Source organism: Chitinophaga sp. Cy-1792, from assembly GCF_011752935.1.
Lineage (GTDB): Bacteria > Bacteroidota > Bacteroidia > Chitinophagales > Chitinophagaceae > Chitinophaga.
The window spans coordinates 839,309-853,360 of the sequence record NZ_VWWO01000001.1 but is presented as its reverse complement, the minus strand read 5'-3'; the positions used below and the strand labels follow the sequence as shown (position 1 = coordinate 853,360).

15 protein-coding genes and 1 riboswitch are annotated in these 14,052 nt (G+C 45.7%); of the genes, 9 read left to right on the top strand and 6 right to left on the bottom strand.

The genetic code is table 11. From position 1 onward, the window contains the following. Nucleotides 1–23: 23 nt before the first annotated feature. From F3J22_RS03580 to F3J22_RS03560, 5 genes are all read right to left on the bottom strand, one after another. The gene (locus F3J22_RS03580) at nucleotides 24–1,094 is read right to left on the bottom strand and encodes an efflux RND transporter periplasmic adaptor subunit (RefSeq protein WP_167014369.1); all 1,071 of its coding nucleotides are present in this window, start codon (nucleotides 1,092–1,094) and stop codon (nucleotides 24–26) included. Nucleotides 1,095–1,157: 63 nt separating this feature from the next. After that, entirely contained in the window at nucleotides 1,158–2,513 is a 1,356-nt protein-coding gene (locus F3J22_RS03575) for a TolC family protein (RefSeq protein ID WP_167014367.1), read from the bottom strand. Nucleotides 2,514–2,537: 24 nt separating this feature from the next. Then, entirely contained in the window at nucleotides 2,538–3,152 is a 615-nt protein-coding gene (locus F3J22_RS03570; RefSeq protein ID WP_167014365.1) for a TetR/AcrR family transcriptional regulator, read from the bottom strand. 16 nt (nucleotides 3,153–3,168) lie between these two features. Further along, nucleotides 3,169–3,774 (bottom strand): TetR/AcrR family transcriptional regulator, encoded by a 606-nt coding sequence (locus F3J22_RS03565; protein WP_167014363.1) that lies wholly within the window; start codon nucleotides 3,772–3,774, stop codon nucleotides 3,169–3,171. 349 nt (nucleotides 3,775–4,123) lie between these two features. Then, nucleotides 4,124–5,383 (bottom strand): pyridoxal phosphate-dependent aminotransferase, encoded by a 1,260-nt coding sequence (locus F3J22_RS03560; RefSeq protein ID WP_167014361.1) that lies wholly within the window; start codon nucleotides 5,381–5,383, stop codon nucleotides 4,124–4,126. Between the two features lie 384 nt (nucleotides 5,384–5,767). On the opposite strand from F3J22_RS03560, the gene dnaN reads away from it, so the two are divergent. The 3 genes from dnaN to F3J22_RS03545 all read left to right on the top strand — a co-directional run bounded on the left by dnaN (nucleotide 5,768) and on the right by F3J22_RS03545 (nucleotide 8,440). After that, a complete protein-coding gene (gene dnaN, locus F3J22_RS03555; RefSeq protein ID WP_167014358.1) occupies nucleotides 5,768–6,886 on the top strand; it encodes a DNA polymerase III subunit beta in 1,119 nt (372 codons plus the stop codon). A gap of 424 nt (nucleotides 6,887–7,310) precedes the next feature. After that, nucleotides 7,311–8,141 (top strand): sterol desaturase family protein, encoded by an 831-nt coding sequence (locus tag F3J22_RS03550; RefSeq protein WP_167014356.1) that lies wholly within the window; start codon nucleotides 7,311–7,313, stop codon nucleotides 8,139–8,141. Nucleotides 8,142–8,188: 47 nt separating this feature from the next. Then, the gene (locus F3J22_RS03545) at nucleotides 8,189–8,440 is read left to right on the top strand and encodes a hypothetical protein (protein WP_167014354.1); all 252 of its coding nucleotides are present in this window, start codon (nucleotides 8,189–8,191) and stop codon (nucleotides 8,438–8,440) included. 4 nt (nucleotides 8,441–8,444) lie between these two features. Here the strand turns inward: F3J22_RS03545 and F3J22_RS03540 are convergent, their stop codons facing one another. Then, a complete protein-coding gene (locus tag F3J22_RS03540; protein ID WP_167014352.1) occupies nucleotides 8,445–8,918 on the bottom strand; it encodes a lipocalin family protein in 474 nt (157 codons plus the stop codon). Nucleotides 8,919–9,006: 88 nt separating this feature from the next. Continuing rightward, nucleotides 9,007–9,105: riboswitch (TPP riboswitch) on the top strand. Nucleotides 9,106–9,160: 55 nt separating this feature from the next. On the opposite strand from F3J22_RS03540, the gene thiS reads away from it, so the two are divergent. The 6 genes from thiS to F3J22_RS03510 all read left to right on the top strand — a co-directional run bounded on the left by thiS (nucleotide 9,161) and on the right by F3J22_RS03510 (nucleotide 14,052). Beyond that, nucleotides 9,161–9,364, top strand: a complete 204-nt coding sequence (thiS, locus tag F3J22_RS03535; protein ID WP_167014350.1) for a sulfur carrier protein ThiS — start codon at nucleotides 9,161–9,163, stop codon at nucleotides 9,362–9,364. 79 nt (nucleotides 9,365–9,443) lie between these two features. Next, nucleotides 9,444–11,297, top strand: coding sequence for a phosphomethylpyrimidine synthase ThiC (thiC, locus tag F3J22_RS03530; protein ID WP_167014348.1), 1,854 nt, complete (start codon nucleotides 9,444–9,446; stop codon nucleotides 11,295–11,297). 1 nt (nucleotide 11,298) lies between these two features. Continuing rightward, nucleotides 11,299–11,889 (top strand): thiamine phosphate synthase, encoded by a 591-nt coding sequence (locus F3J22_RS03525; protein ID WP_167014346.1) that lies wholly within the window; start codon nucleotides 11,299–11,301, stop codon nucleotides 11,887–11,889. Then, the gene (locus tag F3J22_RS03520; protein ID WP_167014344.1) at nucleotides 11,886–12,638 is read left to right on the top strand and encodes a hydroxymethylpyrimidine/phosphomethylpyrimidine kinase; all 753 of its coding nucleotides are present in this window, start codon (nucleotides 11,886–11,888) and stop codon (nucleotides 12,636–12,638) included. Before F3J22_RS03525 ends, F3J22_RS03520 begins: the two co-directional genes overlap by 4 nt. A gap of 9 nt (nucleotides 12,639–12,647) precedes the next feature. Beyond that, on the top strand, nucleotides 12,648–13,292 hold the full coding sequence (locus F3J22_RS03515; protein ID WP_167014342.1) for a thiamine phosphate synthase: 645 nt from the start codon (nucleotides 12,648–12,650) through the stop codon (nucleotides 13,290–13,292). Further along, nucleotides 13,279–14,052, top strand: coding sequence for a thiazole synthase (locus F3J22_RS03510; RefSeq protein WP_167014340.1), 774 nt, complete (start codon nucleotides 13,279–13,281; stop codon nucleotides 14,050–14,052). The genes F3J22_RS03515 and F3J22_RS03510 overlap by 14 nt, the downstream gene beginning before the upstream one ends.

The following is a 14,052-nucleotide window of genomic DNA, read 5'->3' as shown; positions in this document are numbered from 1 at the left end:
GTAGTCCCGGTTACACGTTTTCCTTATTTCCCAGCCTGTTGAACAGTTACGGAAGCACCATCTGTCAGGTTGATCTGACCGCTGGTGATCACTGTTTCGCCTTCGTTCAGGCCTTCACGGATTTCAACCTGGTCGCCGATGATGCGGCCAGCGATTACTTTACGGAGCTTAGCTTTGTTGCCGTCCATTACATAAACCTGGTTACCGTTTACACCACCTACGAAAGCGGTACGTGCAATGAACATCGTCTTATCAGTTTCAGGAGAGGCGAAGTGCGCAGTTCCGTACATACCGGCTTTCAGTTCTTTTGCAGACTGGTTAACAACTTCCATTTCAACAGGATAGTTGAGGGAATTATCACCTTTGGCAGCGATGAAAGTGATGACAGCTTCGTATTTAGCTTCAGGGAATACAGAAGTAGTCACTTCTACTTTCTGGCCTTTCTTCAAGCCTACAACTTGTCCTTCAGGCACGTTCACAGCCAGTTTCAGGCGGGAAACGTCTACGATATCAAACATTTTGTTACCTGCGGAGAGATAAGCACCCTGTTCGATATATTTTTTATTGATGATACCGGAGATAGGCGCTTTCACGTAGGTATCGCTTACACGGCGGCTGGCAGCTTCGTAGCGTGTTTTGGCTACATCATACTGCAGGCGTGCATCGTCTACCTGTTTCTGGGTAACACCACCTGTCTGGAAAGCGGATTCATATCTTTCTTTATCAACTTTCAGTTGTTGCAGATTAGCTTTGGCAGATTCCAGATCTGTATTGAAGAGCTGACCATCTATATAAGCGATTATCTGACCTTGTTTTACTGCGCTGCCTTCATCCACCAGCAGTTTGGTAATACGACCGTTCGTTTCGGCCATGTAGGAAAGTTCGCGAACAGGGGTGAAGTTTCCGTTAGCCAGGAAGCCATCAGCAAAGTCGTTGCGGGATACTTTCTGGATCAATACAGGAACATCGCCGATATTACTTTCTTTTACAAAGTTGATTTTGTCTTCGTTGGCTTTTTTATTTGCGTTGAGCTTCCACATTATCAGTACTACTGCACCTACCGTTACCAGGCCCCAGATAATAAATTTTTTCATCTGCAAATAGATTGAGTTGAGTTTATGTTCTTGCTTTTCAGCAGTTGTTTTTCGTTTATTCGTTTAGTTTAGGAGAGATTTCAGATTACCCTGACTTTTGATAATTTCCAGTTCAGCCAGTTTATATTGCAGCAGTGCATTGTTGTAGCTGTTCTGAGCATCAGTGAGGGATGTTTCTGCGTTGAGCAGATCTGTCAGGCCTGCGAGACCAAGTTTGTAGTTATTCTGTGTAGAATAATATACTTCGTTTGCCAGCTCCATATTCTCTTTCTGTGTATTGATAGCGGTTACGTTGGTACGCATGGTGAGTTTGGCATTTTCATACTGGGTACTGAGTGCCTGTTTGGTTTCATCCATGGTATATTGCAGCTGACGCAATGTAACGTTGGCCTGGCTTACTTTTGAGCGGCGTCCGAAACCATCGAAGATGGGAATTTTCAGGGAGAGGCCTATTGCGGAAGTACCATACCAGAGGGTGCTGTTGATCGCTTCTTTTGCAAACATCCATTGGTTACTCATACCATTGTAGGAATAGCGGCCGAAGAGGGAGAGAGAAGGATAGTTCTCTGCCTGATAGGCTTTCTTCTGGAACATTTGCAGTTCTTCCTGTTTACGGAGCACACGCATTTCTGTTCTGTCTTCCATGTTCATCTGCTCATAATTGAGTACAGCAGCTGCTGACGACTCGATATCTTTCAGCGGAGTAACCGGAATGGTAAATGCATTTTCCAATGGCATACCCATGACGCGTTTCAGGTTGTTGATCTGCATCGCGTAGCTGTTGAGGGTTTGAATGCGTTGGGTCTGGTAGTTGGTAAGATTTACCTTTATTCTGTCCAGATCGATTTTTTTAGCGAGACCATTATCGAATTGAGATTTGGTAGCGCCTACCAGTGCTGTCAGTTTAGTGATATTGCTATCCAGCGATTTTAGATTTTCCTGGGTGATCAGCAACTGATAATAGAGCTGAGTGACGTTGTAAATTACGTCTTCAGTAGACTGTTGCGTAGCCAGTTTATAATATTGTTCGCCTGCTTTTGCCGCTTTAAGACCGGTGAATACGCTCTGGTTAAAGAGTTGCTGGTTCAGCTCTGCGCCTGCGCTGGCGCCGTATTTCACGCCGAATGCCAGTACTACATTTTCACCAGGTTTTCCCAGTGCATCACCAGGAAGGATGGATTTAGCCAGCTGGAGATTATCCGTGTAATTGGCGGAACCATTAATTTGAGGGAGTGCCTGGGAACGTACTTCTTCTGTTTTGAACTTACCCATGTCTTCGTCCATTCTTGTTCTGGCAAGACCCTGGTTATTATTCAAAGCAAACTTCAACGCTTCCGGGAGAGTGAGTGGCGCTTGGGCATAGCAATGAGATACACCTATCCCCAGCAGGAGGATAAGCGACAACTTTAATCGCTTCATACTGTTTAAATTAGCCTGGTAATTTTATTCTTCTTCCTTTATTTGTAAATACTGGTAAGCGAGTTTATGTCCCTGGAGGGTAGCAACTCCCAGTACAAAGTGACTGGTAACTTCATCCATCACCGAGGAGATTTCATACTGGTCAGCCGGGTAGTGAATCGGATCGAAAGCCGCTTCCAGCTGTAGTTGGCGCATACGAGCAGTAACTTCGAGATCTAGGTTTTTACGGAAAATTCCTTCGTTCATACCACGTTTCAGGTTCTCTTTAATGCCAGTCAGAATACAATCGGTTCTAAAACGTTCTACTACTTTCCAGGTTTCCGGATGATATTTTTCTATTTCGAACAGCATAACCGGATTGAGTGTACGGGCTTTCGTGCGGATGAACTGCATCTGATTTACCAGTTCTTCGATAGCGTTGGCCGAGTCTTTACCGTTTTTTTCTGCGAACTGGATATGATCGTTTAATAGTTCGTTCATTGATTCTTTGATGAGCGACTGTTTATCTTCATAATGTTCGTAGAGTGTTTTTTTAGAGATGCCGCATTCGCGTGCGATATCAAACATGGTAACACCTTTCACACCATAAGACCTGAACATTTTTCTGGCCGCCTCCATAATCCGATCTCTCACTTCCATGGTAGCTGTTAATTAATTATGCTTTTATTCCTTTAATAAAGATTTCAATTAAGAGTCGTTGTTGTTCCATTACCTGGTCAAACATTACGTCGTCGATGTCTTCATTGGGATTGACGTGATCGGGAACACTGTAGCGTAGTCCCATCATGGCCATCACCAATGTTTCAGCAGTTTTGTGGGCGTTTTTCACTTTGAATTCACCGCTGGCCACGCCATTTTTAATGATTTCCGCGTGGATTTCAATTTCTCTTTTTTTGGCGGCAACCATCTGCTGGCGGATATCATGTTTGCTATCTATCAGCATTTTAAAGAGCTCCAGGCGGCAGAACTTCATTACGAAGTTGCGGCGGATTTCAATGATCTGAAATAACGCTTTGGTGGCCGATTTGGCAGTTTTGGCTTCTTTCTCCATTTCCTGAAAGTAGGTTTCGCCAATTCTTTCCAGCACAGCCTGGTGCATCCCGTTTTTATCGGTAAAATAATAATAGAGGGATGCTTTAGAACAGCGAAGATCGTCGGCGATCTCATTCATGGTAGTTTTAGAAGCACCATAGTGTGTAAAGCGCTTCAACGCCGCGTCGAGGATCTTATCCCTCATTTCGTCTTTGTTCTCTGCTTGCATTAACTTTCTGACTTTTTTAGTTTCAAGGTCAAAATTAGCAGATTTTTCTTAATAAGTAATGAACAGATTTGTATTAACAACGATTTAACTTTTTTAACAGAAAAGTCAAATAGTCAAAAATGTTGATTAGAAGAGTGTTATAACGGGAGAGTGGAAACGAAAAAATTTTTTAAATTTTTTTTGAGGACAGCTTGTTTTGCTTTTTCCTGACGCCTTCGGCATCAGGAAAAGCCTCAGGGCTTACCCCTCGGAGGGGTAAGCCCTGAGGCTTATAATTATAATAGTAATAATAACAAAAGCCCATGTCTGTGCAGACATGGGCTTTTGCTCCTTATAAATAAATATATACTTATTTCAGTTTGTTGAGGGCAGCTTCCAGCTTTTCGAACATAGCCGGGATTTCTTCCTTCACGCAGGTACCAACGCTGAGGCGGTACCAAGGGGAGGATTTGTCGCCACCGAAAGCGTAGAAAGGCACGAGGGCGATCTTAGCTTCGTCGAGGATATAGGAAGTAACGGCAGCCTGGTCAGCCAGTACTTTACCATCGGCTGTGGTTTTACCCACCAGGTCGATTTTAATGGTAAGATAGATGGCAGCCTGCGGTGCGATTGCTTCTACTTTATGGCCTGCATTCTTCAGTTTATCAAAGCCCTGGTAGATTTTCACCAGGCGTTCTTCGATTTCGCCTTTGAAGTGCTGGAGGTATTTATCCACATTCTCTTTCTGAACGAGGTAGCGGGCAGCGGCTTTTTGCTCAGCCATCGGGCTCCATGCACCTACGTGGGAGAGGATAGATTTCATTTTACCGATCACGTGAGCCGGACCGAGTGCCCAACCAACGCGAACGCCGGTAGCAGCAAAGGCTTTACTCATACCATCGATGAAAACGGTGTAGTCTCTCATTTCAGGACGGAGAGAAACCGGGTTGTAGTGGTGGGTTTCACCGAAGGTCAGTACCCAGTACATCTGGTCAAACAGTACGTAGAGCGGCTTTTCGTCGGCGCCACGGCTTTTGTTTTCTTCCAGTACCAGGTCACAGATATCTTCCAGCTGTTTTTTACCGAAAGCGGTACCGGTAGGGTTCTGTGGAGAGCACAGTGCCAGGAGGGTCGCCCCTTTCAGGAGTGGCTTCAGCTCTTCTGCCGTAGGCATGAAGAAGTTTTCCGGCTTAGTTTGCAACACTACGTGTTCCGCTTCCAGGAAGTGGGTGTAGTGGTTGTTATTCCAGGAAGGAGTTGCATAAACTACCTTTTCGCCACGATCAACGATCGTTCTGAAAGTAGCATAGATAATCGGACGGCCACCGCAGGAAATTACGATTTCTTTAGCAGGGTCGTATGTGAGACCTTCACGTGCACCAATGAAATCACCTACCGCTTGTCTGAGCTCCAGGATACCATCCGCAGGAGGGTAGTTGGTCAGGTGTTCCTTGTAAGCAGTTATGATCTCCTGTTCAAACTCAACCGGGATTGGGAAAACCTTCGGATCAAAATCGCCGATCGTAAAATTGTAGATCTTATCACCCTTGGCCTGCTTCTCTTTGATTTCAGCTGCTAATTTGATGATTTCGGATCCAATCAGTGTTTCGGCTAAATGAGACAGTTTCATAACCTGCTATTTTTGTTGGTTTTAGAAAAATTTTTCTGCGCCGCAAAACTAACCCATTTGCAGATAATTTAAAAGATTGCTGGTATTCTTTTCATAATCTTTAACAAAACCCACAAATACCAGACATCCATCTAAAAACAACTGCTTTTTTTACCCAATCACGTAACATTATCATTTTCAGACATATTTCGGTAACAATAAATTATTGTGAAAAACGCGGATATTTAAGTGTATAAGATGTTATGAAATTAGGCTGATTGACAAAACTTTCTATCTTTGTTTACAGTACATTTACAGCATTTTTGGGGCTATCATGTGAAAGCAGACCAGAGAGACCCTGCCAATCAGGTTACCATAAGAATGACAAGCAAACTTTTATAGATCATGAAATTTATTGTTTCTTCCTCTACTTTATTAAAACAATTACAACAGATCAGCGGTGTTATCAATTCCAATACAGTATTGCCTATACTGGAGGACTTCCTGTTCCTGATTGATAAGAACGAACTGACTGTAGTTGCCACAGACCTGGAAACTGTTATGCGGGTGAAGCTGGAGGTGGAAGCCAAGGAAAACGGAAGGGTTTGTATCCCTGCTAAAATCCTGATGGATTCCCTCAAGAATCTGCCGGACCAACCGCTGACCTTCCACATCGATCTTAACTCATATGCGGTGGAAATCACTTCAGACAACGGTAAGTACAAGGTGATGGGCGAAAACCCTGAAAACTTCCCTAAAGAGCCGGCTGCTGATGAAACCACGTCTTTTACCATGACCGCTACCGGCCTGGTAACCGCTATCAACAAAACACTCTTCGCTGTCAGCAACGATGACCTTCGTCCTGCCATGACCGGCGTATTCTTTGAACTGTCCCCTAACAGCCTGACCTTCGTATCTACCGATGCGCACCGCCTGGTAAAATACGTTAGAACAGACGTTCAATGCCCGCAGGCAGATACCTTCATCGTGCCTAAAAAGCCGCTGAACCTCCTGAAATCACTGCTGCCGGACAACGACTCACAAATCAAAGTTGCCTACAGCCAGAACCACTTCTTCGTGCAACACGAAGGTGCCCAGATGATCTGTCGCCTCATCGACGCCAGATTCCCTGATTATAAAGTGGTTATCCCTAAAGACAATCCTTACCGCCTTACCCTGGTAAAAAGCGATTTCCAGAACGCCCTCAAACGCGTAGGTGTTTTCGCCAACAAATCCACTAACCAGGTGGCACTCAATATCACCGGCAGCGAACTACAACTCTCTGCACAGGATGTTGACTTCTCCTTCGAAGGTAACGAGCGTATGAGCTGCCAGTACACCGGCGACGATATGCAGATCGCCTTCAACGCCAAATTCCTCATCGAAATGCTCGGTGCTGCTGAAGGCGATGAAATCAATATCGAACTGGCCACCGCCACCAAAGCAGGTATCCTCAAACCTTCCGAAAAAGAAGAAAATGAAGATCTGCTGATGCTGGTAATGCCACTCATGCTGAACAACTAATCCGCCCCCTTCATGACCGCCTTTATAACGATCATGAATACACGGTAACCTAAAATTTTGCTAAAAGTTATTGCTTGAAGCATAATGATAATACATAAAGCAATCTCTCACAAAGAGGTTGCTTTTTTCTTTGCCCACAGCCCAAATCAGCCATTTTTTATTGCACAAAAAATCGTAATTTTTTACCGGAATAAAGAATCAATACTACGTTTTTATAGTTAGCGCCCGGAACAAATATCACTGTCAGTAATAACGACTGCGCGTATACGAGAAAGAAGCAAAAGTATCCCGTTATTATATACAGAAAATCTCACATATCCTTCTCCCGAGCTTGTTGGTTGTTGTTTAGTTAATGTGGAAAAACCCACTTCGGTTATTAAAGGAATTTGCCTTGTAGCGATTATATACCTGACATACCTGAAATATGGAGTCGTTTTTTGAACATATTTCCACACCTTACCGCATGGCCTTCCTCATAGGTGGCCTGCTATTACTATGGATACTGGAAGGGACCATCCCACGTTTCCGGTTTTCAGGGAATAAATACCGCCATGCCGGTACCAACCTCTTCTTTACCCTCACCACCGTTGTTTTAAATACGATTTTTGCCTTCCTCATAGTGAAAGCCAGCATCTGGACCTCCGCCAAACATTTCGGCCTCCTATACCTCGTAAAATTACCTGTATGGCTACACGCAGCGCTAGCTGTACTGCTGCTCGATTTCATCGGCGCCTGGCTCATACACTGGGTACAGCATAAATATCTCTGGATGTGGCAGTTTCATAAAATACACCATATCGACACAGAGATTGACGCCACCACCGCATTAAGACATCACCCGATAGAAAATCTTTTCCGTATTGCAGCGCTCTTTGCCGGCGTGCTGGTACTAGGTGTACCATTCTGGATGGTCATGCTATACCAGACACTCTCCGTATTTATATCCCAGTTTTCTCATGCCAACATAAAATTGCCCAAAAAGGTAGATAATATCATTAGCTGGATTATTGTATCGCCTGATATGCACAAAGTGCACCACAGCCACTATCAGCCGGAAACAGATTCCAACTATGCCAATATCTTCGCCCTCTGGGACCGCATTTTCGGGACATTCAGAGAAATTAAAGAAACTACGACTATACGTTACGGATTGGATGAATACCAGGAGAACCGGTATAAAGAAATCGGGCCCCTGCTAAAAGTACCCTGGGATCAACACAACGACACCACTACAGTGAACTACAGTAACCACTAAATATATAAACAACGATTATTTACCCTCGATTTTAAATTCGAATACATATGCAACACTCAACAACGTTAACGAAAACTACCTGTATCAGTGCACTTATTATCGGAGTATTTTCTGCTGTTTTTGCATTCGTGACAAAAACACCCTCCAACGCCATCATTATAGGTGCCACCGGTATCGTGGTAGGATTTATTTCTCTGTACATCGGCAGAAAAAATATTGATGACATGCAGCTCGCCACCGGTGGCATTTTCATGGCAGTACTGGCTTGTCTGATCGGATTATGGCAGATTTATAACTAATCCGCTACTTCGTTTTGTGGTATTTTTCAGTGTAACCCACAGCTGCCTTCAGTGGATACAATATTAATGTTGTATCAGACAGCTCTTTAATAATCGCTGTATCCACAACGATACTGGTATCCTTCACACCTTCGGAGTGACTCCACAACAGTAAGGTGTCTGCCGACAGCAGCCATTTTTCGTATATCAACGTATACATATTAATGGATCTGGCGGAACCGTTCTTTCTTAGTTGAAAACCCTGCATTTCTCTGTCCAGGCCCGCTACGGGCTGAATCCACTTTCCTATGAGCTTAGCTGCATCAACCTGCAGCGTATCTGCAACAGCGGTAGTGCTGTCGATTACGCCGGCATTACTGCTGTCAGATACCGTTAATAAACTACTATCCGGAACATGCGTTTCTTCACTCTTCCTGTTGCCACCACAAGCAGCCAATAACAGCATCAGCAATATTCCTTTCAGATAAACTCTTACCATAAACTAAAAATACAATAGTTAACAGAATTACCAACTTTATATTCCATTTCACAGAAATTACCATTTCGGAAAATAATTACTACATTTACGTTCACTTTAGGGGTGTTTATGCGAAAGCATAAGCTGAGATGATACCCTCAGACCTGATGCAGCTCATACTGCCGTAGGGATAAGTAACTGAAACCTTCTTCATCTTCCACACCATCCTAAAGTTTATTGTTCACCAATTAATTCCAGCATCTATGGAAGTGCTTGTAAACAATAAACTTTATGCGGTGCAGCAGGGGACTACTATTGCTGCACTCTTACAGTTTATTCAATTATCCTCTCAAAAAGGCATTGCCGTGGCCGTTAACAGCCAGGTGATTCCCAGGTCAGACTGGGAACAACAGCTGCTGGCCGCCGCAGACAACGTCACCATTATCCGCGCTACACAAGGCGGATAAGATTTAAATCAATTTTCGTTTACCCAAAACCGTTATTATTTATAATGGTTAGGAATCCTATTATCTAAATCTTACTGCCATGCAAAAGCAACAGGCGACTATCAGTCGCGCGCCATTCCCTGCGTCCGAAAAAATTTACGTAGCCGGAAACCTGCACCCAATAAGGGTAGCCATGAGGAAAGTCAACCTGACGAATACACGCCACCAGGGCCCGAAAGCCCCCGGAACCCCCAACGACCCCGTTGTTATCTACGATACCAGCGGCCCATATACCGACACTACCATAGACATCGATGTAAACAAAGGACTGCCACGTCTGCGTGAACAATGGATTATCGACAGACAGGATACAGAACTGCTGCAAGAGAACTCCAGCGCATATACGCGTAGTCTGCAAGATACCAGCCTTCCCGGTATGACGCACCAGATCACGCCACGCAAAGCGTTGCCAGGCAAAAATGTTTCCCAGCTGTATTATGCCAAACAAGGCATCATCACTCCGGAAATGGAATATATTGCCATCCGCGAAAACCAGTTACTGGAAGCCGCTTCCACCGAATACACCACACAACACACTGGTAATAGTTTCGGCGCCCGCACACCTGTTAAGTTCATTACACCGGAATTTGTAAGAGATGAAGTTGCCGCCGGCCGTGCTATCATTCCTGCCAATATCAACCACCCGGAAAGTGAACCCATGATCATTGGCCGTAACTTCCTCGTTAAAATTAATGCCAACATAGGCAATAGTGCCGTTACCTCCAGCATAGAAGAAGAAGTGGAAAAAGCAGTGTGGGCCTGCCGCTGGGGCGCCGATACCATCATGGACCTCAGCACCGGAAAAAATATCCATGCTACCCGTGAGTGGATCATCCGCAACTCACCGGTGCCTATCGGTACCGTTCCTATCTATCAGGCACTGGAAAAAGTTAACGGCAAAGCAGAAGACCTCACCTGGGAAATTTTCCGCGACACCTTAATAGAACAGGCAGAGCAGGGAGTGGATTACTTTACTATCCATGCAGGGGTATTGCTCCGATATGTACCGCTTACCGCCAAACGCGTTACCGGCATCGTTTCCCGCGGTGGCTCCATCATGGCTAAATGGTGCCTGGCTCACCACAAGGAGAATTTCCTGTATACACATTTCGAAGATATCTGCGAGATCATGAAGGCCTATGATGTGTCTTTCTCGCTCGGCGACGGTCTGCGCCCGGGAAGCATTGCTGATGCCAACGATGCTGCACAGTTCGCGGAACTGGAAACGCTTGGGGAACTTACTAAAATTGCCTGGAAACATGATATACAGGTAATGATAGAAGGCCCTGGTCACGTGCCTATGCAGCTCATCAAAGAGAACATGGACAAACAGCTGGAATGCTGCCACGAAGCACCATTCTATACCCTCGGGCCTTTGACTACCGACATCGCACCAGGTTACGACCATATCACTTCCGGCATCGGCGCCGCTATGATAGGCTGGTTTGGCTGTGCCATGCTCTGCTATGTTACGCCGAAAGAGCACCTGGGCCTGCCAAACAAGGAGGATGTCAGACAAGGGGTGATTACCTATAAAATTGCCGCACATGCTGCCGATCTGGCCAAAGGCCATCCTGGTGCGCAGGTACGCGATAACGCACTCAGTAAAGCCAGATTCGAATTCCGCTGGGAGGATCAGTTCAACCTCGCTTTAGATCCGGAAACAGCCCGTTCCTACCACGATGAAACCTTACCTGCCGAAGGCGCTAAAATTGCGCATTTCTGCTCTATGTGCGGCCCACATTTCTGCTCTATGAAAATTACACAGGAAGTAAGGGAATATGCACAGGCAAAGGGTTTGGAAGAAGCTGCCGCCATTGATGAAGGTATGCAGCAACAGGCAAAGGCATTTGTTTCCGGCGGAAGCGAATTGTATTCAACACAATCTAATTAATATGATCTGGGTGATAACTTCTCCCGAAAATATAAATTCGGAATCCGAACTAATAACAAATCTATTAGCAGCAGGCGCTGATAAAATACTGCTCAGGAAGCCTTCCTGGACAAGCATTTCCTATTACAGACTGCTGGAAAAAATTCCCGCTGATTTATATAAGAGGATTATCATCAGAGATAACCAACAGGTATATAAAGATTTTGCACTTGCAGGCATACACTGGAGTGAGGCCGCCAGAAATGCATCACCGTTGTCTGCCACGCAAAAGCAGTATAGTACAGGTGTACACGATTTACAACAGCTGGAAATTTATGAAGATGCTTTTTCGCATTTTTTATTAAGCCCGGTTTTCGACAGCATCTCTAAGCCAGGCTATAGCAGCCAGTTTGCAAAACCTTTACCGGAAAGCTGCAAGGCTACTGTTTTGGCACTGGGAGGCATCAACGAACACAATATTATGCAGCTGCCGGCATGGAAATATGCCGGTGCTGCTGTATTGGGTAGCATCTGGAAAAATCCGGCAAAAGCAGTGGATCAGTTTCTCCTGCTGCAACAAGCCTGGCACAAAGCAAAAATTGCACATCCATGAAACAAGACAGACCATATGCACTCAGCATAGCAGGACTGGATCCCAGCGCCGGCGCCGGTTTGCTGGCTGATATAAAAACATTTGAACAGCTACAGGTATACGGACTCGGGGTAACCAGTGCCGTTACCATACAAACGGGCACCCGGTTTCATGATCTGCAATGGTTGCCTGCCACGCAAATACTGGAACAGGCGAAACCCTTGCTGGAAGAATATCCTGTCACCTTTTGCAAAATAGGTATTATGGAAAATCTTGCTGCTATGCACCGCGTTATTACACAATTGCTGATATGGCAACCAGCTATGAAAATTATCCTGGACCCTGTATTGAAGGCCTCTGCCGGATATACCTTTCATGAAAAACCGTCATGGACACAGTGGGAAGCCCTGCTAAAACACGTTTACCTGCTCACCCCCAATTATGAGGAAGCAGTGCAACTGACAGGTCTTTCCAGCGGTACAGCAGCTGCATCACAGATTTTCAGCTGTTGTCATGTACTCCTGAAAGGCGGCCACCATCCTGAAAAGCCAGGTGTAGACACCCTTTACACCGACAAGGTAATTGAAATTCATCCCGGCAAAATAAACGCCTCACCCAAACATGGGTCAGGATGCGTGTTATCTGCTGCCATTACGGCCTTGCTGGCAAAGGGCGAAACACTGGAAAGGGCCTGTATTAACGGTAAAGACTATACGGAAAAATTATTATCGTCCAATACAGGTCTACTGGGATATCATTCTATCATCTAACTAAAAAACATGATTAACAGACTTCATTATATATCACAGGGCGCCACTGCCGAAGCCCACCTGGACAATATCCGGCAGGCCTGTGACGCAGGCTGTACCTGGGTTCAGCTGCGCATAAAAAACGAAACGCCGGCCAATATTACGCCTGCCGCCATGGAAGCAAGGCGCATTACGCAGGCTTATGGCGCAACGCTTATCATTAATGACCATCCGCAGGTGGCTGCTGCCTGTGGCGCTGATGGCGTGCATGTCGGGTTAAATGATATGTCCGTGGCAGATGCCCGCCTGATTGTAGGCCCGCAGGCAATTGTAGGTGGTACCAGCAACAAAACGGCTGATATCCTGAAACATAGTCTGGAAGGCGCCGATTACGTAGGACTCGGGCCTTTCCGGTTTACGGCTACCAAAGAAAAGTTAAGTCCGGTTTTAGGAATAGATGGTTACCTGAGTATTATGGAGCAGTTGCACATTCTTCGTTTGTCCATTCCAGTTATTGCCATAGGAGGTATACTGGAAGATGATTTACCGGGATTAATGCAGGCAGGTGTACACGGTGTCGCTATCAGCGGGCTGATAACAAATGCAGCAGTCAAAAGCAAGATGGTAGCAGATCTTTATTCACAACTCAACAATGAAAATTATGCAACCACTTAAAATAGCAGATAAAATATTTCAGTCGAGGTTGTTTACCGGCACAGGAAAATTTTCATCGACGATACTGATGGAAGAGGCGCTGTTAGCGTCTTCTTCAGAACTGGTTACTGTAGCGCTGAAGCGGGTTGATATCCATAACCAGGCAGATGACATCCTTTCACACCTGCATCATCCGCATATTAACCTGTTGCCTAACACCAGTGGTGTACGCACCGCCAAAGAAGCAGTATATGCTGCGCAACTGGCTAGGGAAGCGCTGGAAACCAACTGGGTAAAGCTGGAAATCCATCCTGATCCGCGGTACCTGCTGCCAGACCCGATTGAAACCCTGCTGGCAACAGAACAGCTGGCGAAGCTGGGCTTTGTGGTTTTGCCTTATATCCATGCGGACCCTGTGTTGTGCAAGCGGCTGGAAGATGCCGGCACCGCAGCCGTGATGCCATTAGGCGCTCCCATAGGCAGTAATAAAGGACTGAAAACACTGGATTTCCTGGAAATCATCATTGCGCAAAGCAGGGTACCGGTGATTGTAGATGCCGGTATCGGCGCGCCTTCCCATGCCGCGCAGGCCATGGAACTAGGCGCAGACGCCGTCCTGGTAAATACGGCCATTGCTGTATCTCCTGATCCGGCAGGCATGGCGCTGGCCTTTAAAGCCGCCGTGGAAGCAGGCAGACAGGCATACGAAGCCGGACTTCCACGCCAGCAACAGCATGCGAGAGCATCAAGCCCGTTAACTGCTTTCCTGGATGAGATTTAA